At 62.9% G+C, this 21,373-nt stretch carries 14 protein-coding genes; 3 read left to right on the top strand and 11 right to left on the bottom strand.

All coding sequences use genetic code 11. The features are described 5' to 3' along the window. Positions 1-246: 246 nt before the first annotated feature. Together ABJO61_RS11175 and ABJO61_RS11170 are read left to right on the top strand one after the other, a co-directional pair. Complete coding sequence (locus tag ABJO61_RS11175; protein ID WP_348323801.1) at positions 247-1,965, top strand: peptidoglycan DD-metalloendopeptidase family protein; 1,719 nt, start codon at positions 247-249, stop codon at positions 1,963-1,965. 467 nt (positions 1,966-2,432) lie between these two features. After that, the gene (locus ABJO61_RS11170) at positions 2,433-4,352 is read left to right on the top strand and encodes a PQQ-binding-like beta-propeller repeat protein (protein ID WP_348323799.1); all 1,920 of its coding nucleotides are present in this window, start codon (positions 2,433-2,435) and stop codon (positions 4,350-4,352) included. A gap of 129 nt (positions 4,353-4,481) precedes the next feature. Here the strand turns inward: ABJO61_RS11170 and ABJO61_RS11165 are convergent, their stop codons facing one another. The 10 genes from ABJO61_RS11165 to clpB all read right to left on the bottom strand — a co-directional run bounded on the left by ABJO61_RS11165 (position 4,482) and on the right by clpB (position 19,659). Next, complete coding sequence (locus ABJO61_RS11165) at positions 4,482-5,219, bottom strand: GntR family transcriptional regulator (protein ID WP_348328575.1); 738 nt, start codon at positions 5,217-5,219, stop codon at positions 4,482-4,484. A 192-nt stretch (positions 5,220-5,411) separates the two neighbouring features. Then, on the bottom strand, positions 5,412-6,764 hold the full coding sequence (locus ABJO61_RS11160) for a DUF1329 domain-containing protein (RefSeq protein WP_348328572.1): 1,353 nt from the start codon (positions 6,762-6,764) through the stop codon (positions 5,412-5,414). A gap of 45 nt (positions 6,765-6,809) precedes the next feature. Further along, positions 6,810-8,480 (bottom strand): DUF1302 domain-containing protein, encoded by a 1,671-nt coding sequence (locus tag ABJO61_RS11155; protein WP_348328569.1) that lies wholly within the window; start codon positions 8,478-8,480, stop codon positions 6,810-6,812. Between the two features lie 232 nt (positions 8,481-8,712). Continuing rightward, on the bottom strand, positions 8,713-9,243 hold the full coding sequence (locus tag ABJO61_RS11150; protein ID WP_348328566.1) for a DUF1254 domain-containing protein: 531 nt from the start codon (positions 9,241-9,243) through the stop codon (positions 8,713-8,715). Next, on the bottom strand, positions 9,240-9,857 hold the full coding sequence (locus ABJO61_RS11145) for a DUF1214 domain-containing protein (protein WP_348328563.1): 618 nt from the start codon (positions 9,855-9,857) through the stop codon (positions 9,240-9,242). The genes ABJO61_RS11150 and ABJO61_RS11145 overlap by 4 nt, the downstream gene beginning before the upstream one ends. 143 nt (positions 9,858-10,000) lie before the next feature. Further along, the gene (locus tag ABJO61_RS11140; RefSeq protein ID WP_348328560.1) at positions 10,001-11,911 is read right to left on the bottom strand and encodes an autotransporter domain-containing protein; all 1,911 of its coding nucleotides are present in this window, start codon (positions 11,909-11,911) and stop codon (positions 10,001-10,003) included. A 105-nt stretch (positions 11,912-12,016) separates the two neighbouring features. Then, on the bottom strand, positions 12,017-12,868 hold the full coding sequence (locus ABJO61_RS11135; RefSeq protein WP_348328557.1) for an alpha/beta hydrolase: 852 nt from the start codon (positions 12,866-12,868) through the stop codon (positions 12,017-12,019). Between the two features lie 125 nt (positions 12,869-12,993). After that, positions 12,994-13,173, bottom strand: coding sequence for a hypothetical protein (locus tag ABJO61_RS11130; protein ID WP_348328554.1), 180 nt, complete (start codon positions 13,171-13,173; stop codon positions 12,994-12,996). A gap of 113 nt (positions 13,174-13,286) precedes the next feature. Continuing rightward, the gene (locus ABJO61_RS11125) at positions 13,287-16,775 is read right to left on the bottom strand and encodes a DNA methyltransferase (RefSeq protein ID WP_348328551.1); all 3,489 of its coding nucleotides are present in this window, start codon (positions 16,773-16,775) and stop codon (positions 13,287-13,289) included. 235 nt (positions 16,776-17,010) lie between these two features. Next, positions 17,011-19,659: an ATP-dependent chaperone ClpB gene (gene clpB / locus ABJO61_RS11120; RefSeq protein ID WP_348328548.1), complete on the bottom strand. Its 2,649-nt coding sequence runs from the start codon at positions 19,657-19,659 to the stop codon at positions 17,011-17,013. A 199-nt stretch (positions 19,660-19,858) separates the two neighbouring features. On the opposite strand from clpB, the gene ABJO61_RS11115 reads away from it, so the two are divergent. Then, positions 19,859-20,623 carry an MOSC domain-containing protein gene (locus tag ABJO61_RS11115; protein WP_348328545.1) on the top strand — a complete coding sequence of 255 codons (765 nt, stop codon included), beginning with the start codon at positions 19,859-19,861 and terminating at the stop codon, positions 20,621-20,623. 25 nt (positions 20,624-20,648) lie between these two features. Here ABJO61_RS11115 and ABJO61_RS11110 read toward each other — a convergent pair whose 3' ends face one another. Then, entirely contained in the window at positions 20,649-21,344 is a 696-nt protein-coding gene (locus ABJO61_RS11110) for a DUF4167 domain-containing protein (RefSeq protein ID WP_348328542.1), read from the bottom strand. Positions 21,345-21,373 lie beyond the last annotated feature (29 nt).

Genomic DNA, 21,373 nt, shown 5'->3' with positions numbered 1-21,373 from the left:
AAAGAGGCGTACTAAACCTTCATAACTGGTGAATATACTGGCTTTGGAACAGTCTCCACGTTGACAGGGAAGGTGCCCTCGGGGCATCGTCTTTTCACACTGAATTACAGTTTGTTTCGGCGGTGGGGCAATCCGCCAGTAACGCAGCTAAACGAGACTGATATCTTAGGTTTTTCGGGTAAGTGCCGGAAAAGGTTATCTGGAATCGTGCCGGGGGGCAGCGAGTTGTACGACACGGGGACCCACGTGAAAGACGAAAAGACCAACGGTACCGATAGCGGGGATGCGTCGGGCGCCGAGACCTTCTGGCAGCGCGCGCAGCGCAACGCCCAGCAATCCTTGAAACTCTATTCGTCCGCGAGCCGGCTTGCGCTCGGGCAGTCGCGCTGGATTGCGGCATCTGCCGTACTCGGAACGATGTCGCTCGCGCTGGTCGGCGCCGGCGTTGCCTCTCTTGTTGCGCCTTATGAAGGTGTTGCATCGGCCTCGCTGACGGCGGACCGCGCACCGCGCGTGATCGCCTGGAACGCGAACGGCACACCCGAAAGCGACAGCTCCGCGATGATGGCGGCCGCAATGACCGCGACCCCGGCCGCAACCGGCGAGACGGAAAACAATCCGGCCACTGAAAAGGCGGCGACATTTGCCGCGGCGGATGCGGTCGATGCGAGCGGCGCCACACAAGACCTCCAGACCGCATCGCTCGCCGATCCCGGTCTGTTCGATCCGCTTACGGAAGAGACCCTGGCCGCAGAAGCCGCAAGCATTCCCGCCGCACCGCAGCCCGTCGAGACGACGGTCGAACTCGCAAGCGGCGAAACGCTGATGGAAGTACTGCAGGACGCAGGCGTCGACCGGATCGATGCCTATCATGCGGTTGCCGCCATGACCTCCTATTACAGCCCGCGCAAGCTGCGCGCCGGACAGGCGATCTCCCTCACCTTCATGGAAGCGCCGGACGGCGCCATAGCTGAAGGCGAAAGCGGCACATCTGCGAAATACCTCACCACGCTTGCACTCGAGCCCGACATCGAGCGCACGATCGAAGTGAAGCGCAATGAAGATGGCAGTTTCGACAGCCAGGAAATCAAGCACGAGTTCACGGAAGGCTTCGTTCGCGCCGCCGGCACAATCAACAATTCGCTTTTTCTGGATGGCGAACAGGCAGGCGTACCCGCCCCGATCATCATTGAATTGATCAGGATGTACTCCTACAGCGTCGACTTCCAGCGCGAGATTCAGCCGGGCGACAAGTTCGAAGTCTATTTCAGCCGCAAGTTCAACGAACAGAACCGCCCCGTGAAGGAAGGCGATGTGCTCTATGCCGCGCTTACGGTCGGCGGTAAATCCCACAAGCTCTGGCGCTTCGACCCGAGCAATGATGGCCAGTGGGACTACTTCGATGAAAACGGCCAGAGCATGAAAAAGTTCCTGATGAAAACGCCGATCGACGGCGCGCGCATCAGCTCGACCTACGGCCTGCGCCGCCACCCGATCCTCGGCTACTCGAAAATGCATGCGGGCGTTGACTTCGCCGCGCCGCGCGGCACGCCGGTTTACGCGGCGGGCGACGGCACGATCACACGCGCCAACCGCTTCGGCAGCTTCGGCAACTATGTGTCGATCCGCCATGCGAATGGATACGAAACGGCTTACGCGCATCTGAACGGTTTCGCGCGCGGCATCAAGGCTGGAACGCGTGTGCGTCAGGGTCAGGTCGTCGCCTATGTCGGCACGACGGGACGCTCCACAGGCCCGCACCTGCATTACGAAGTGCACAGGAACGGCAAGAAGATGAACCCGCTCGCACTCAAGGTGCCGACCGGCCGCAAGCTCGAAGGCAAGCAGCTCACCGCTTTCAAGGAACTGCGCGGCACCATGTCGACCCGGATGGCGGAAGCCCCGCTTGCGACGAAGGTGGCCCAGGCGAAGGTCGATACGGGCGGGATCGCGGACGCGAACTGATCCTCCAGCCTGCGCAACAGGAAAGGGCCGGGCCGCTGAAAAGCGCCCGGCCCTTCTGCTTTTCCGCTCCGCCTTTCCGGGGATAAAGCGGCCCTTTCCGGGGCACTGTCATCGAAACGTCATCAAACCGTCACAAACGGATTTCGCACGCAAATGCGCTCCCGCGGAGATACGCCGGAATGCACAGCCGATCGGTCCTCCATCGCCACTTCCCCGGCGCGGCGGTGGCGGCATCCGTCTTGTCCCCGCCCCGGGCATAAACAGGTACCCCATCGGCCGCCCGGCACATCCGGCGCCAAAAAACATATCCCCGGTTTCCGGGCAGCTTGCGGAGGAACGGCCCGGCTGACCACCGGCCGGGACGCGCCCCCTGTCCCTTGCCGCCTCTCTGCCTCTCCTATATTGTATACAATATTGAAAACAAAATGGCGCCGCGGGAAATCTGCGGGCGCGCCAGCGGAGAGAAGATGAAGAACAGAGGAAAGATCGGCCTCGGCCTCGGCCTCGGGGTCATGCTTGTCGCCGCATTGAGCATCCATGCTTACCGAACGACACATATCGTGCCCGTACTCATTGCCAACATGATCATGGGAGAGATACCCGAACCGCGCCAACTGCCGCTGCCGGAGGTGAGCACCTGGACGCCGCACGGCAATCGCCACACCTCCCCCGCGGAGACACGCATGGAGGATGCCGGGACATGGCGGCAAAGGCATGGCGACGGACGCAACTCGGATGAAACAATTCTCGCAGGTGCGCCGACCTTCGGTCCCGCGAAGATCATTGCCCCGGACGAACTCTATTTCACCGCGATTTCCTTCGGCCGCGACAGCACCATCTATGCGAGCCCGAACGCCTCGAAGGACCGGACCTTTCTCGTTGCCTACGATATCGCAACCGGCGCGGAACGCTGGCGCATCGGTGCGAGCGGCCCCCTGCCCGCAGGCGGCGTACCGATCATCCTGCCCGACGGCAGGGGCGGTGAGACGATCTACCAGACCAGTTATGAGGAGGCGATGGCCGTCGCCGCGGACGGACAGATCCTGTGGCGGAGCGCGACAGGCCTTGAGCTCGACGAAAGCGAGGGCAGCGTCGGCCTGATGTGGGGACCGAGCTACAACGAACAACTCGACATCATCATGGGCGTGAGCGGCAAGGGCGAACTCGTGGCCTTCGACAGGAAGACCGGGAAACTGCTGACGGAAACACCGCTTCACGTGCCCGGCGCGCCCTCCCCCGTGCGCGATGTCGACATGCCGCCCCAACTCACACATCAATTGACGGACGGTCTGTCGCGCGCCCTCGGCTATCAGATCGGCGACGACGTGGTGGAGCGCGTGCTTCGCGTCGTGCAGGGCGACGGCATCAACATTGCGAATTATCACTCGATCGACCCGGAAACAGGGCGGCTATGGCTGAGCGCCACCGCACCGGACGACGCAGACGGCGAAACGGACGGACTTTCGGAATATGGCGCCCTCTATGGCATCGACATCGAGCGCGACGGGGCAAGCGGTGCGCTGAGCCTGGCCGTCGGCTGCTCGGCATACTTCAATGGCGGCAGCGCTTCGACCCCCGGCCTGCGCGCCGATGGACAGCGCATCTATATCGCCGATGGCGAGAGGCACCTCATCGCCTATGATGCGGATTGCAAAAAGCTCTGGTCCGCCGAAGCAGGCGCGCAAATCGTCGCTTCGCCGAGCGTCGCCCTCGACAATAACGAGGTCTATGTCATCACCGCCGTCTCGCTGCTGAAATTCGTGGATGAGGGCGGCAGTGCCCGCATTGCCTGGGAAGCGGATTTCGACATGTACGACGCTTCGTTTCCGCTGGCGCAGAAAAATCTGCTGACCGCCGCGATTACGGTGAACGGCATCTATGCGCAGGCCGGTCTCGGCGTCGCGACACGTCCGGCGGCGGAACGGCCGGGCTTCCTGCCTCTGCGGCGCGGCGGCGCGCGGCTCGATCGCGAGACGGGCAAGGTCCTCTGGTATGCGGAGAACACGGGCGATTCCGTGGCGGTAACGGAAGTGGCGCCGAACGGCGCACTCGTCATTCCGCAATCGCCCGTGCGTTCGGTGCTGGCTGGCCTCGCCTTTCACGAAAAGGAAGGAGAACTGACGGGCGGTATCGCGGTCTTCATGCCAGACCGGCCCGCGCTCCTCGCGCGGGACGCGGTATGCGCGGCCGCCCTCATGGAAAGGACGGGCGAAGAAGCAGAAGACCGGGACGCGGCGGAAAGTTTCGAGGCGCAGGCCCGCGCGCTGATGCGGCAAGCCGCGAACGCCATCCCCGCCCATGCGGAGACGCTGAACGCCGCCAGCGGCACGGCCGGGCTCGACGCTCTCTGCGATGCGATGAAGGAAAGCTGGCTGACGGCCGGGTGAGAACAGGCGGCCCAAATTCCTGCCCCATCCTCCCCTCCGGGGGAGGATGGGAAATTCGGGCCCGCGAAGAATTTTTCGGGGAGGGGTAAGGAAGAAAAACGGAAGGAGCCCGGAAAGGAGAAACGCCGCTCAGCTTCCCGAGGCTTCGATGAGCTGTTCCATCGCACTGAGACCGCTCGCATAAATCTCGTCCACCAAGGCCGAAGCCTTGGCCCCATCGCCCTTGGCAATGGCCTCGGCGACGGATTTCCACTTCTTGCCCGCATAGACGCGGCGATCACGGTCCGCGACGATGAGATTGCGCAAGGCCCTGCCGCTTGTCGGCATGCGGTGGACATCGTCGATGATTCGCCTCAGGAAGCCGCTATGCGCGGCATCGCAAATGGCGAAGACGAGGCGGATCGTCGCCAGACGGAAATCCTGCGCACTCATGTCCGGCCCCTTGGCGACGAGATCCTTCGCGAGCTTCACGATCTCGTCGCGCTCAGGCTTCGTCGAATCTTCGGCGGCACGTAAGGCCGCGAGAGAAACAAGCCGGGCGCGAACCTGCGCAATCGCCTTGAATTCGCGCTTGTCATGCCGCGCGACGGCGGCGCCCTTCATGCGCTCGATGACGATGAAGCCACGGGCCTCAAGGCTGTGCAGGACTTCGCGGACCCGGCCGCGTGTAACGCCGAAGCGATCCGCCAGATCCTGCTCCCGCAGACGCTCGCCGGGCGAGAAAACATCCTCCTCGATGAGCTTCACGATCTCGTCGCAAATTTCCTGCACGGAAGGAAGATGATGAGCCGCTTCCTTGTCACCCCCGCGGGCTGCCGTTTTGACAGCCTTGGCCGCAGCGGGTTTCTTCGTCTGGCCTTTTTTCAAGGAAAGCTCTCCGGGTTAAGCGGCCCCCGCTCCGGGGCAAGCGATCCACTCTTTTATTATAGCCAATCCTGTATACGCAATTGAGGCCCGTCCTGTCTCTCACCCGGCGGCAAAAAGGGGGCCCGCTCGAGGGGACGGGCGGGCCCCAAGGTCCATGCGAGGAGGGACTCGCAGGGAGGGAGTCACGAAGCCTTACCGCCGGCCGGCCAGCCGGAGGTAATCGGGCATGAACACCGTCTTGTCGATCCGGCCCTCCTGCCCGGCCAGATAGTCGTAGGGCCGTTCTTCGTTGCGAAGCTGGGCGGCCACATAGCGGTCGGCATTGAGATCGAAATGGAACTGGACCCGGTTGATGCAGGCGGGAAGTTCCCAGATCACGCCGATGGGGCCTTCCTGAACGCGCCAGAGCTCGCCGCGCCCGTCATAGAGTTCGGTGGCGGCGATGATCCAGCTGTCCTCATCGCTGTAGAAGACGCGGCGATTATAAAGATGGCGGAGCCCTGCCCTGAGCGTGCCTTCCGTCTTCCAGACGCGATGCAGCTCGTAGCGCATGACGTCGCGCGCGGGGAAACGCGGCTGCAGGATATGCGCGTAGGAGACCGACTTGTCGTTCAGCTTCCAGTCGTTATAGGCGATATAGAGTTCCTGCTTGCCGTGCAGCGTCCAGTCGTAGCGGTCGAGCTGACCGTTGAACATGTTGGCCTGGTCCGCAACGATCAGCCCGTCGAGTTCGGTGATCGGATTGTCGTAACGGAAGTCCGGCAGACGGCGGACACGGCGCTGACCCGGCATGTAACGCCATGTCTCGCGGTCGCCATTCACGGCCTCGCGGATCAGCATGAGCGAGCCCGCGATCTGGTTCGGACTGAGAATCTCGGTGATCTGTTCGCCGCCGACATTTTCCATCGCCGCGAAGCTGGCGCGTTCGGGATCGTGAAAGCGCGAATAGCTGGTGCGCTCCAGAAGCCCGATGGAGAAGTTGCCGCTGTTCTTTTTCGGAGAGGCCGTGATGAGGCGGCCGGTAGAGCCGACACCCTGATAGCGGATGAGATGATTCCACACGGCCTCGGCGCCGGTCTGCGGCTCCGGGAAGAGGAACCCGCCCTTGCCTGCGAGAAGCTTGCCGTCTTCGTCTATCCTGGCAACGCCGGTATTGGCCTTCGTCGCTTCATAGACGCTACCTGGATAGGCGCAGGAACGGTGCGAAGGATAGACCGGCATTGTGTAGCCGTCATAGCGCTTCAGTATGGCGAGTTGTCCGGCGCTGAGCTTCGCGGCATGTGCATCCGCATTGTTCGCGTCGATGACGAAGAGCGGCTTTTCATCGCCATAAGGATCGGGACGTGAATCGCCGTGCTTCCAGCCCGCAGGCGGCGCGGAAATGCCGCCCGTCCATTCCGGGATCGTGCCCTCCGCATTGCCCATGCGTTCAGCGCCCACGGGCGTGAGATTTGCGCTGGATGCAACGGGTTCCGCATGGACCGGCGACAGCGCCTTGGCCGACACGGCTATGCCGAGCACGGCGATAAGTGCGAGATGTTTCAATTTTTCCTCCCTCGGGAATACCAGCTCACAAAGGCCGGTCCGGGCCTAGAACGAATAACTGACCGAGATATCGACGAAGTCGCGGTCGCTCAGGAGATCGTCGCCGCCTGCGCCGAAATTGTTGGTGTAGGAGATTGCCGCCCGCCAATGATCGAGATAGGCAGCACCGACACCGAGCGTCACGACCTTGCGGTCGTCGATGAGTGTCGCGCCGTTCGGATTGTTGGGTTGCGTGCCGCTGACGTCATGCCGAAAGGCGAGTGTGGGGGTAAGCATGACGGCGGTTCCGAAAGCTTCCGGGTAGGAAAGGCTCGCGGCGAAGCGATAGCCCCAGGCGCGCTCCGTCGGCTTCGTCTTGCTGTCGGGTACGGCATAGGGAACCATCGGATCGAGGTCCGGGTAGACATTGCCGACAAGCTCCGTCGAGAAAGTGCTGTTGAGCGCGCCGAGCGCATCGACGGCATGGCCGATGAAACCGTCGCTTGGGCCGAAGGTGCTGATGCTGGTAAGGGCAGCCTGCCACTTCTCGACCTCGACCACGCCGGATTGCGAATAGGTGCCACCGAGCGGGCCCGTCGCCGCATTGGCACGGGAGAAGGCGACGGTGGAGGCAAAGTCGAGCGGCGCGGGAAAATCCGGCTGATAGGAGACTTCGCCACCGATGGAGGAGCCGAAGAGCTGCGTGTTGAAGCTCGCGCCATAGAGGTCGATGTCCTCGGCATACTCCTCATAGTAACCGACGGGCCGCGTGAAGGGCGGGAACGGAATACGTTGCGAGGTGACGCCAAGGATCGGTGTCTTGGAATGGTAGCGCAGGTAATAGAGACCGAACTCCGCGCTCCAGTCCTCCACGAAGTAGCGCAGCGCCGTGCCCCACTGGCCGGAATTGCGCGGCTCCTTGCTTGTCGTCTTCGGCATGTAGCTCGCGAAAGCGGCATCGCCGATGGCGCCGGGATCGGACCCGAAGAAAAAGCCTTGCGTGCCGTCACCCGTCAAGTCGCCCTGGGAGAAAAAGCTGCCGACGGGATCGAGCTCCGTCTTGTCCCAGGTGAACTGGTAATAGGCCTCGACGCTGAGCCCGCCCGGAAGCAGGCTGGAGATGCGCGCCATGGGCGTCGGCAAGGTGGCGACCTTGAGCTCCGACCCGGCCTGATGAACTTTCGCGACGTCGATGGGGTTGGTCGCGTTGATGCCGCCTTGGGTGAAGAGCGATTCGCCCCAGTTCACAGCCTGGTTGCCGAGGCGGATGTCGGTCGGCACGCCGGCAATGTCGAAGAGCCCGTAGACATAGGCATCGAGCAGTTCGAAGCCACGGCCCGCCCGCTCCCGCGCGGCCGCGTTGAGATCGGTACGGCGTGTGCTGTCGGCATCGTTCAGAACCGCGTCGTAGAAATAATGCACACGAACGAAGGCGCCGAAGTTCCACCATTCGAGATCGAGATCGTGGCTCATGGCGACAGGCGCCGAAACAATATCGCCGCGATCGAAATTCAGATTGCCGTCGTCACGGTTCGTCGCATTCGGATTGCAGCCGCCATTGGTCGTGCCGACGAGACGGCAGTCGCGATTGGCCGCACGCATGATGACGCCCGCGGTGGCGGTGCTGTCGAAACTGCCCGAAACCTCGCCGAACCTGAACTCGGTCGCCTGCGCCCCGCTGGCGGCCACGAAACCTGCCCCCGCGACTGCCGCGAACAATGTTTTCCGGTCGAACATTCTCTCCCCCCTGGACCGCGCCCCCGGCGCGGCCTTACTTGCCCGCCCCGGCGGCGACGCGGGGCGCATGGTCTGTAATCGAGCTTCAGGGATCGCCTTTCGGGGACAGCGCTCACGCCGGCCGTTCCCCCCCATCCGTTCCTCCGGGCCGCCTGTTTTCCTGCCGGAGCGGCTCCTCTCCCTAAATTGTATACAATTTTGTATCCTGTGCAAGCGGAGAAAAGGCCGGACCTCAACCGGGATAGGGCACGCAGAAGGAGCGGCGGCGCGCAGCCTCGATGCCGGAGAACACAGATTCCTGCTCGACTACGCGGCGGACGATCGCCATGCCGCGATCGCTCGGAGCCTCGACCACGCGCGCGCCTTGCGGCAGGCGCGGCGGCACAGAGCCGCCCGGGCCAACGACAATGAGTTCGATCTCGCCGTCCCGCCTGCGGTCGTCCTCGATGAAGTAGTTGTCGGTGTTGGCGGCGAAAAGCGAGAGCGAGGTATAGGGCGCGCTTTTGCGCACACTGAGGCGGACAGGCCCGCGCGCGAGATCGAGCACGCAGGCCGAATAGGCGAGATCCGGGCTGGGACGCACGACGGTACGTGCCTCCGCCGTGGGCGGCGGCGCATCCTTCATGACGTTCGCGCCTCCGTCGCCCGCGATGCGCGCCATGGCGATCCCCATGACGATGTGCGGCACGGCAGCGACAACGGCGACGTGAACGGCAACGGCGGTGGCGAGCGCCGCGGCGCCCATGAGCGCGAGACGGTTCACCGGCATTCCTCCCTTGCGATGGTGGGAAGCGGGGCACCCGTCAGATCGGCGGCGAGAGAAGGCGCCGGATTATAGAAGCGCATCGTCATGTCGAAACGCTCGCCAGGCTTCACGGGGAGCCAGTTGCCCGGTTGCGGCGCGGCCGAGACGCGAAGGACGAAACCGCCATCCGCCTCGCGCGCAACCGTCGTCTTCGAATAGGAGTAGATGCCGGGTTCGTTTGCGATCAGATGGCTGTCCGGCCCGTAAGCCGTGAGGCTCCACCAGCGCGCATCGAGATCCCGGCCCTTGACCAGATAGGTGCAATCGCCGGAGAGCGGCCGGCCCGCACTGTCACGCGCCGCCGTGAAGTAGATCGTCTGTTCGCGCGACAGGGCGAGGAGGCCAAAAAGGGCAACGCGAGCGCGCGTATAGATGTCGGCCTCGGCACTGCCATAGGTGAGGCTGGTTGCCCATGCACCCGCATGAAGTTCGCCGCGCCCGCTCGTGACCAGGAAGAAGGCGCTGGCGAGACCGAGGGCGATGCCGGGAATAACGGCAGCCGCCCATTGCCAGACCCCGAGCCAGGTCCAGAAGGACGCCGCGTGGCGCCCGCCCCGGAGAAAAACGAGCACTGCCCGTTTCCGCACATCCTCGTAACGCCTCATCGTCCGGCAACCCTCACGCAAGTATCGGCAAACCGCCGGAAAGGAACGTCCCGGCAGCGCCGATATAGGCGAGCCGGGACATATTGTCTACAATATTGTATGCGTAAAAATCAGCCGAGCGGGACCGACAGGCTGAGGGTAAAGCCCTCCGTCCGCCAGTCGTCGCGGCCGACGGAATGCGACCAGTCGAGCCCGAGCGCCACGCCGCCATCGAAACGAGCCTCGAACCCCGCGCCGACGCGGCCATAGTTCCGGTCGCCCTCGCCTGTTGTGGCGCTGAAGAAGAGATCGGGCAGCGTGCTCGGCGCGACCGTGACGCAGCGGCTCCGGTCCGCGAATTCGCGGCCCCAGTGCAATCCGGCGGAGGGCAGAAGCTCGACCGCGCCGAAGGTGAAGGACGTTCCGGCCACGACCCCGATTTCGCCAAGCAGCGATTCAGCCGTCTGGTCCTGCGTGATGAGGTTGAAGCCTGCGGGCGCGCCCGTCTCGGTGTAGCCGTCGAGATCGATCCGCGAGCCCTGCAACGAGGCGCGGGGGCGAAGCGTGAAGCGATCCAGCGCCACCTCGTAGCCCAAGGAAAGCGTCGCCGCATATTCATTCGCGGACGTGGAGCCCGCCGCCCGTACCCCCGCAATGCCGGGATTGCGCTTCGTCCAGTAGTTCGCCTTGCCCGCCGACAGCGCGAGATCGACCTGCGGCAGATAAGGAGCCGCGGGCGTCCAGCCCCCGAACGCGGTGAAGAGGACATGATCGGCTTCCGAGGAACTGCCGTCGCGCAGGCTCGCATCGCTCTGGATCATCGTGCCCGCCGCGCCGAAGGACCAGGCCTCGCCCGGAAAGTGGATGCCGAGCGTTTGCGCGCTCGCCTTGCCGTCGACGGCGGGATCGAGGCTCGTCGCCGAACGGTCGAGGAAGTGACGGTCAGCGAAGAAGAAGAGTTCACCCCATCCGCCGATATCCGCAAGATCGAAAGCTGGCAGGCCGCCTTGCGCGGCGCTTGCAAGCCGGATCGCCTTCGCAAGCCGGCGGGCGAAGGAAAGACGTTCCGCGATACTCCCCTGCACGGACTGGAGAGAGAGAAGCCCGGCATCGGCGACCGCCGCCTGCGTCAGGGGCGATTCGGCCAGCGCGTAACCTGCCAGCGCAAATATCTCATGCATGCGGGAGGTCGGATGCACACCATCCCATGAAATGCGCTGCGCTTCTTCCTCCGGCGTACAGGTATTGACCGCCGAAACCCCGCGCCCGGAAATGCAGGGCGTCGAAGCAAGCAAAGGGTCCATGCCGAAATCCTGCGGATTCTGTTCGACATAGGCGGCGAGCGACAGCGTATCGACATAGATGATGTTCACGCCGAGCTGCTGCTTCGCCTCGATATAAGCCTCTTCGAGCGTCGTCTCGATGATGTTTCCCTCGGGCCCGTAGTAATTCATCGTCATGAAGTTGCGCGCGCCCGCATCCGCCATTCGCGTGAGACCGCTGACGATGTTCGCCTTCGTGGTATCGGGGTTCGCCGTCCAGCCGAGGAACGGCGCCTCGATGAAATCATTGCCGCCGACGCTGATGAAATAGAGCGCGTTCGGATCGAGCATGCCGCCATTGCGCGAGAGCATGAAGGTGATCTGCCCGTTCGGATCGTCCCAGTTGCGCTCCGGACGGCGAAGCATCTCGAAGGGGAAGCGGAACGGCTCGAAATTGCTGCCGGAGGTTGCCCCGCCGATCGCGTAATTCTGCGTCTCCGAGGGCGCGATGCCGTAAAGCGAGCCGACCTGCTCGGCCATCACGGGCCCGTTGGAAAAGCGCCCCGCCGGCCGCGAGGGGGAATCGAGCAGGGCCGGGTCGATCTGCCAGATCTCGACGCCGCGCTTCAGATCGACGCTCTGCACGCCATCGTCGGACCAGCTGTCGCCCATGACGACCATGCTGGTGAAACGGCCGGCCTCGGCCGGCCCGGCGAGCCCGGCAGCCGAAAGACAAAGCCCGGCGGCAACCGCCCGGCGCAAATACGCAGACAGGGACATTTTCCTCTCCTCCCGTTCGTGGCGCCGGATGACGGCGCTTCGGAGGCGGAGAATAGGGAAGCCCGGAAAATGAGTCTACAATTTTGTATACAATTTTAGAGGGGGTTATCTCCCAAGGAAGGTGAGGATGGAGGCGTTCGCCCGCTCCGGCATTTCGAGCGGCAGAAAATGCGAGGCGCCGGGCACGATATCGAGCGTGGCATCGGGAATGGCCTGCGCCATCTCCTCGGTATGGAGGCGCTTGATGCTGTCATTTTCACCCGCCATGACGAGGACGGGGGCCTCGATCCGCACGAGATCGAGGGCCGAATAATTCGGCGAGGTCCGCCACATGCGCAAGACCTTGCCCGAGAAGACATCCCAATGCGCCGGATCGGGCGCGACATCGAGATAGAAGGAGCGCGCGGGCGCCAGCACCTCGCCAAGCGCGGAGGCATCTTCCGGCGGCAGCGCGGAAAGCCCGTCAATGCTGTAATTCGCGCCGATGGTGACAAGGCGGCGCACCCGCATGGGATGCTCCATCGCGATGATGAGGCCGATGATGCCGCCATCGCTCCAGCCGACAATATCGGCCCTTGCGATACCGAGCCTGTCCATCAGCGTGACCGTATCGGCCGCCATCCGCTCATAGGTGATGGGCACATCGGCATCGGTCGTGCGGCCATGCCCGCGCGCATCCGGCGCAACGACGAAGCGCGACCCGGCAAGCGCGGAGATCTGATAATGCATGCTCTCGATGAAACCGAGCCCGCCATGCAGCACGAGGACGGGCGGCGCATCCGGGTCGCCATAGGTTTCGTAGTAAAGCTCGATGCCGTTGACGAGGACGCGCTTTCCGCCATTCGCCTCGCCGGAAGTCAGCTTCCATATATAGAAGCCGGGAATGCCCGAGGAACTGGTATTGAGCATCCAGAACCCGGCGGCGCCGAGCACGACCAGAAGCGCCAAACCTGGCAAGATGAATCTCTTCAGTTTCTCCCGCCCGCTATGCGGCATCTCGCTCCCCTCCCCGGCAGCATGAAAAAGTCACGGCACAAAAATCACGGCGCGCAAATCAAGACGCACAAGTGACGGCGCACAAGTCACGGCGTATCGAACTTTCGCAGGAACTCCCACACCGGAATGGCGATTATGCCGCCCAGCATCCCGCCCAGGAAACCCGGAATCTCGGCATTGAAAAGCCAGTTCCACAGATAGCCCGCGAGAATGCTCGCCAGAATAATGGCGGCGAATGTGAGGGCGAGTTTCATCCAGAATCCCATAGCCTGTCTCCTCGGTTGCGCACCCCTCCGGCAAGGGCCGGAAAGACTCAAGCCTAGAGAAGCCGAACGCGATTGGATATGGGTAGCCTTCGCGACAACGCGGCACTTTCGAATTAGCCGCGATCCACAAGGAAGTATTTGCCCGTGTCTTCGCGCACCTGCCCGAGAAGGAAGAGGCTTTCGAGAAGTTCTGTGACACGCTCCTTGCGCTTCTTGCCACCCTTGAAGGCACGGGCGAGTTCGTCCGACGCGACGGGACGCTCGGCCTGCGCGAGAACGGTATGCACGGCCCTGATCTGGTCCGGCAGGCCGGAAGGCCATGCAGGCGCCTTGGCGGCGATGGCGGGCGCGTCGAGCGCGGCTTCGACCTGCGCCTCTTTCGCGAGGCCCTTGCCGAAGCGCGGTATCTGATAGTCGGGACGCAGCCAGCGGACGATGCCCTTCTTCTCTTCCTCGGCGCGCTCTTTATTCAGCGCGACGAGGCGTTCGAGAATTTCCTCGTCGGTGAGATCGCGTGGCCAGCCATAGGCGTCGAAAGCGGCGGCGTCGATCTCGTCATGAATCTGTTTGAGGACGGAGACGAGCCCCTTTTCGTGGATCAGTTTTTCCTTGTCGTTGAGCGGCGCGGCATCCGAGTTCGCCTCCAGCTCGCGCAAACGCTCCAGCACGTTGTACATGCCGGTCATGGTGAGATCGGGATGCTCCGCCTGCCGCTCTTTCCTGAAAGTATCAAGACGTTCGCCAAGCTCGCGCAGATGCGCCTTCTGCTTTTCCGTGAGGTCGGGGAAGGGGAAGGGGTCGAAGCACTGGGTTTTGACGTAAACAGGATCGTTGCCAACACCCAAGCGTCCTCCTGTCGCCAACATCCAATTAACGTGAATTTTGGAAGATAGAACCGCCAATGCATCGGCTACTTCAAGCCCAATGCAAACAAGCTTGTTGTCCGGCAGAACTTTGCTATCAAGAAAAACGAAGAAGCGGTGCTTGGCCGTTTCAGTGGTGGCGATGTAGCGGTCGAGGCCGTGAAGTGTCGGGCGCAAATCACGACGCGGCTCTCCGAATATCCACCAGTTCTTTCGGTAAGTTTCGCGGTTGTTGGTATCGCGTTCGGGTTTGACCCGTTCGACCACCCATTGATACACGGCAGGGAAACGATCCTGAAGGTCACGGTCAGTGAGGTCTAACAAGTCGATTGCCAAGACACCGCGAGGAATGGCTGTCAGGTCGCGCCCGTTTCGATAGGGCCTGATGTGGCGATCAAGGCCATCGACCTTTCCAAGCCCTAGAGACTTCGCCTGCTCGGACGTGACAATGAATCCTGCGCCGTGGAGAGACACGCCTCTGCTTGATAGACCTTCGTTGGCCAACAAGGCGCGTACTGACGCCAGATCGGCCCCGATTTCAAAGTTCGACCAGACCACGCCCCGGTTTTCGGTGAATTCGACCTTAGGTTGATCCGTATCAAGGTCGGATTCCGCGACCGATTTCAGCAGCAGACCTTGCGCGGGGCCGAGGACGCCCACTGTCATGGCGATGCGCACAGCGGCCTTGTCGGCGCTTTTCATCCAGGGATGATCGGGAATGGCGAAGGCGAGCGAGAGTGGTTCCTTCGCATTCATGTGATGCTCGATGACGCGACGCGAGAAGGTCTGCGTGACGGAGTTCGTAGTGATGAGGCCGAAGCGGCGGGTCTTTCCCGCGCGCACCAGCTCCGCCGCGTGATCCCAGAAATGCATGACAAAATCGGCACCGCCCGGGATATGCGGACGCGCGGCCCAGATTGCTTCGGCATAGCCATCGCCCATGTCGGCACGAATGTCCTTGCCGCCAAGGAAGGGCGGATTGCCGACGATGAAATCGGCCTTGGGCCATTCGGCAGGCTTCGGCTTTGAATAGGTGTAGAGCTCGGTGCGCGCCGTTTCGTCCGGCACATCTTCGCCGGTGACGGGATGCTTCTTGTAGGTGATCCCATCCCAGCGCGTGACGGGCTTGCCCGCCTCGTCGCGCACAAGCTCGCGCTTGTCATAGGCGAGGACGGCGTCCTGTTCCCTCACATTCTTGAAGGCGCGGAGAACGGGTTCTGAAATCGCAGCCTGACCGCCCGTCCTGATCTGCCATTTGAGAAAACCGATCCAGATGACGAGATCGGCGATCTGCACGGCGCGGGGATTGATTTCGAGCCCGAGGAACTGGTGCGGGTCCACCGTGTGGCCTGAAAGTTCGAGCAGATATTGCTCCTCGCCGAGATCGACCAGATATTCCAGCACCTCGCCTTCGAGACGCTTCATCAGCTCCATCGAGACATAGAGAAAGTTGCCGGTGCCGCAGGCGGGATCGAGCACACGGGTCTGGCAAAGTTGCTGGTGAAAGGCGCGGACGGATTTGCGCGCCTCGTCCTGCTTGCCTTCGCGCATCAATTGCTCGGCTTCGGCCTGCACGATCTTCCAGTCCGATGTCAGCGGCTCCATGATGGTGGGGACGACAAGACGCTCCACATAGGCGCGCGGCGTATAGTGCGCGCCGAGCTTGTGGCGTTCGCGCGCATTGAGCGCGCGCTCCAGCAGCGTGCCGAAGATGGCGGGCTCGACCTCCTGCCAGTTGCGTCGCGCGGCAACCCATAGCTCGTGAATTTCGTCCGGCTCCAGCTCGATCGCTTCCGGGTTTGCAAAAAGGCCGCCATTAAAGCGTTTCACGACTTCCTGAATGACGCCGGCGAAGCCGCCCGTGTTCATCGCCTTCCAGAGATCTTCAAGCGCGAATTTGAACTTGTCGGGCGTGTCCTTCATGTCGTCGAGCAGCTTGGTGAAAGCGCCCGCAGGAAGAAGCTCTACGTCTTCGGCGAACATGGTGAAAAGGCAGCGCATGAGAAATTCGGCAACCTTGCCCGGCGCGTGTCCGCGCTTCTCGACGGTGCGGGCGACCTTTGCCAGACGCTCGGCAATATCACGCGTGACCTCCGCCGACTTGCGGGCGGGGTCGAGCGACATGGGATCGGTCCAGACGAGACGCAGCCGTTCGCGCACCGCCTCGTCACGCAGATCTTCCAGCATGATGCGGTAGCCGCGCCTGTCCGGAAACTGGGCGTAGTTCTTTCCCTGACGGACAAAATCCGCATAGAGCTCGATGCAATGGCCGACATCGACCACGACGAGGAAGGGTGGCCAGCCATGCTCCTTGGGCAGCGCCTTGGCATAATCTTCCGCCTGGCGGCGGGCAGCAAGAAGCGCCGTGTCCCAGCGGCGTGTGCCGCGCGTGGCGGTGCCCATCTTCATCTGTCCGGCATCTTCCGGCATCAGGGCAAGCTGGTTCGCATCCGGCTTTGCCATGCGCTTGCCGCTCTGCTTCGCCTCGAGAACGAAGCAGTCACGCTTGTAGAGATCGATAAAGCCGGTGGACTGGGAGCCATCCGGGTGCTTGAAGGCGACGGAGCGCTCGAAGACGTAATCGTTGTGCTGATTCGATTCCTGCGCGGGCACGGGCTTCGGAACGCCAAGAAGCTCCGTCAGCTCGGTGAGGAAAAGCTGGTAATTGGCGCGTTCCGCGCCGCCGGATGCACGCCAGCGCTCTATGAACGCCTCAATCCTCTCAGGCTCCCCCGTCACCTTGCCTCGCTCCCCGCCACTTGCCTTGCCTCAGCCATAAAGAAGAGAGCATGGCGGAGGATGGCGCGGGGTCAAGGGAGAAGCGCGCCGAGGGTGCTGCGCTGTCCGGCGGCACGGAAGGCCGGGGCCGGACGCTGGCATGACATATGTAATGAAAAACCCGCTCCGGGGAGCGGGTTTTTGCGTTGTGTACTCGCGCGGCGTTCTCAATGACCGGCGATGATGGCGGCCTGCGTTACTCGCCCTCGTCTTTGACGGCGCCGCCGCTGGCCGAGGGCACCTCGCCCGTATCGGCATCGACCTCGTGGCCGTCGATGATGAGGCCCTCGGCACCGGCCGAAACCTTCACCACCTCGCCATCCGCGATCTTGCCCATGAGCAGAAGTTCGGCGAGCGGGTCCTGCACATTGCGCTGGATGACGCGCTTGAGCGGCCTTGCGCCATAGACCGGGTCGTAGCCCGCATCGGCAAGCCAGGTGCGCGCCGCCTCGTCCAGCTCGATCACGATCTTGCGGTCGGCAAGAAGTTTTTGCAGGCGGCCCATCTGGATATCGACGATCGTATCCATCTGCTCGCGGGTGAGCCGGTGGAAGAGCAGGATCTCGTCCAGACGGTTGAGGAATTCCGGCCGGAAGCGCGAGCGGACCACATCCATGACCTGCGCGCGCACGCCCTCGATATCCTCGCCCGGCTTCTGCTCGGCGAGATAATCGGCACCGAGATTGGACGTCATGATGATGAGCACGTTCTTGAAATCGACCGTGCGCCCCTGCCCGTCCGTCAGGCGCCCGTCGTCGAGCACCTGCAGCAGCACATTGAAGACATCCGGGTGCGCCTTCTCGATCTCGTCGAAAAGGACAACCTGATAGGGCCGGCGGCGGACAGCCTCGGTGAGCGCACCGCCCTCCTCATAGCCGACATAGCCCGGCGGCGCGCCAATCAGCCGCGCGACCGAATGCTTCTCCATATATTCCGACATGTCGAGGCGAACGATGGCCTGATCGTCGTCGAACAGGAATTCGGCAAGCGCCTTGGTCAGCTCCGTTTTGCCGACGCCGGTCGGCCCGAGGAAGAGGAACGAGCCGATGGGCCTGTTCGGATCTTGCAGGCCCGCCCGGGCACGGCGCACGGCGCGCGAGACGGCGGAGACCGCTTCCCCCTGGCCGACGACGCGCGCACCCAGCGCCTTTTCCATGCCGATCAGCTTTTCGCGCTCGCCTTCGAGCATCTTGTCGACGGGAATGCCCGTCCAGCGCGAGACGATCTGCGCGATGTGCTGCTCGGTGACGGCTTCCTCAAGCATGGCGCCACCCTGCTGCTCGTGCTTTTCCGTTTCGGCGAGCTTCTTTTCGAGGCCGGGAATGATGCCATAGGCAAGCTCGGAGGCGCGCTCCAGCTTGCCGCCGCGCTGCGCCTGCACGAGTTCGTTGCGCGCATTGTCGAGCTCTTCCTTGATCTTCTGTGCGGAAGCGAGCTTCGATTTTTCCGCGTCCCACCCGGCGGCGAGATCGGCCGACTTCTTTTCGAGGTCGGCAAGCTCGACCTCGATCTTTTCGAGCCGGTCTTTCGAGGCCTCGTCCTTTTCCTTTTTCAGCGCCTCGCGCTCGATCTTCAGCTGGATGACGCGGCGGTCGATCTCGTCGAGCTCTTCGGGCTTGGAATCGACCTGCATGCGCAGCCGCGACGCCGCCTCGTCCATGAGGTCGATCGCCTTGTCGGGCAGAAAACGGTCGGAGATGTAGCGATCCGACATGGTGGCGGCGGCAACAAGCGCGGCATCGGAAATGCGCACGCCGTGATGCAGCTCGTATTTTTCCTTGAGGCCGCGCAGGATCGAGATCGTGTCTTCCACCGTCGGCTCGTCCACGAAGACGGGCTGGAAGCGCCGCGCCAGCGCCGCGTCCTTCTCGACATATTTGCGGTATTCGTCGAGCGTGGTCGCGCCGACGCAGTGAAGGTCGCCACGCGCAAGCGCAGGCTTCAGCAGGTTCGACGCATCCATCGCGCCATCCGTCTTGCCCGCGCCGACAAGCTGATGCATTTCGTCGATGAAGAGGATGATGCCGCCGTCGGCCGACGAGACTTCCGAGAGAACGGCCTTGAGGCGCTCCTCGAATTCGCCGCGATACTTTGCGCCCGCGATGAGCGCGCCGAGATCAAGCGCCATCAGCGACTTGTCTTTCAGGCTTTCGGGCACATCGCCATTGACGATGCGGAGCGCGAGACCTTCGGTGATCGCGGTCTTGCCGACGCCCGGCTCACCGATGAGCACGGGGTTATTTTTCGTGCGCCGCGACAGCACCTGGATGGTGCGCCGGATTTCCTCGTCGCGGCCGATCACCGGGTCGAGCTTGCCCGCGCGGGCGTCCGCCGTGAGGTCGCGCGCATATTTCTTCAAGGCGTCATAGGCGTCTTCCGCGCTCGCGCTGTCGGCGGTGCGGCCCTTGCGCACGCGCTCGATGGCGGCGTTCAGCGACTGCGCCGTGACGCCCGCGGTCTTGAGGATTTTTTCCGATTCCGTGCCCGGCGTAAGCAGGATGGCAAGCAGCAGGCGCTCGGCCGTGACGTAACTGTCGCCCGCCTTCTTCGCGAGCTGTTCGGCCTGATCGAAAACCTTGGCGACCTCGGGCGCGAGATAAAGCTGCCCCGCGCCGGAACCTTCGACCTTCGGTATTTTGCCAAGCGCCGTCTCGACGCCCTGCAAGGCCTGATCGGGGCGCCCGCCCGCCGCGCGAATGAGACCCGCCGCGAGCCCTTCCTCGTCGTCGAGCAGAACCTTCAGAAGATGTTCAGGTGTAAAACGCTGATGCCCCGAGCGGGCAGCAAGCCCCTGCGCGGACTGGATGAAGCCGCGGCTCCGGTCCGTATATTTTTCCAGATCCATATGTCTTCCCTTTCAAGCACGTATTCAGACAGCCAGCATTGCTGCACCGTCATTCACGCCTTCCTGCCTGGCCCAACCCTCATCGAGGCATTGGCCCTTGGCAGATATTGGTGTTGCCTGATAGTCACACAAGAGGCAATCTCCAGACAGTTTGTCGCAGAAACCTGCCAAATTCATGGCGCGGCGGAACAGGAGTGTCATGGGAGACAGTGCAAGGATCGTCGGCCTCTACCGCTATCCGGTCAAGGGGCTCTCGCCAGAACCGCTGGCACAGGCAAGACTTGAGGCGGGGGGCACGTTCCCCTGGGACCGGGCCTTTGCCATCGAGAACGGCAAACATGATTTCGACCCGGATAACCCGAAGCACTTTCCGAAGATCAAGTTCCTGATGCTGATGCGCGACGAGCGGCTGGCAAAGCTGAAAACCCGCTTCGACGACGCCGCGACGACGCTACACATTGCCGAAGGCGGCGAGGAGAGACTGGCGGCAAACCTGATGAGCGATGAAGGCCGCGAGGCGCTGGAGGATTTCATCTCCTCCTACATGGAAAAGGAACTGAGGGGCACACCCCGCCTGGTCCATGCGCCGGGCTTCTCGCATTCAGACGCGCCGGCAAAACTCGTCTCGCTCATTAATATGGGAAGCGTGCGTGCGCTGGAGGAGAAGATCGGTGCGCATGTCCACCCCTTGCGCTTTCGCGGCAATGTCTATCTGGAAGGGCTCGCCCCCTTCGAGGATCATGACTGGGTGGGCAAGCGGTTCCGCCTTGGCGAGGTGGAGTTCGAGGGCGTCCACAAAACGGAACGCTGCGCGGCGACGAATGTCGACCCGGAAACGGGTGCACGCGACATGGAAATCCCGAAGACGCTGCTCCAGAACTGGAACAATGCCGATCTCGGGCTCTATGCGGTCGTGAAAACGCCGGGCACGATAAGGCCCGGCGATCACATCATTCTCGACTAAGCGCGTTCTCGATCAAACGGCGAAATCAGTCCGCGGCGCCGCTTTCGGCAGGCGCGGTATCGCCCCCTTCGGCCGGAGCGGCATCGCCACCCGAGGCGGCCGTTTCGCTGCGCGGACGGCGGCGGCGGGTATTGCGGCGGCGCGGCGGCACCTCGCCCTCGCCACCGGCTTGTGCGTTTGCTTCGGTGTCGGGCGTACTGGCGGTGTTCTCGCCTTCCTCGCCGGAAGCCGCAGGCGCAGCGGCAACACCTTCGTTACCGCCTTTCGTCCGCCCATTACCGCCATTGGACTGGCCATTATTACGGCGGTTATTTTCCCGGCCGCCCTCATTACCGTTCTGGCCGTTCTGTTCATGCCAGGGCTGGCCCGGATGGCGCGGCTGCGGACCGTCCGGCGCGTAATCCGGCTCGTTCTCCTCGTCGTCCTCATCCGGACGATATCCGAGATTGGTCTGCTGGCGCTGCTGGCCTTCCTGACCCTGCTGCGCCGCAAGGAGCATGCGGTAATAGTGCTCGGCATGCTGATAGTAGTTTTCGGCCGTGACGCGGTCGCCCGCCGAAATCGCATCGCGCGCAAGCTGCTGATATTTCTCGCAGACATGCGCTGCCGTACCGCGAATCTTCACGTCGGGACCGTTGCTGTCGAAGGCGCGGTTTGCCGAATGCTGTGGCTTGCGTCCGCGCCCGCGAGAGCGCTTGGAGTTGTTCTGCCCCTGCCTCATATCGTCTGATTTCTCGCTACTGGTTCAAC

Source organism: Parvibaculum sp. (assembly GCF_039973015.1).
GTDB lineage: Bacteria > Pseudomonadota > Alphaproteobacteria > Parvibaculales > Parvibaculaceae > Parvibaculum.
The sequence above is the reverse complement of the archived record's forward strand: the minus strand, read 5'-3'. Positions and strand labels throughout refer to the sequence as shown.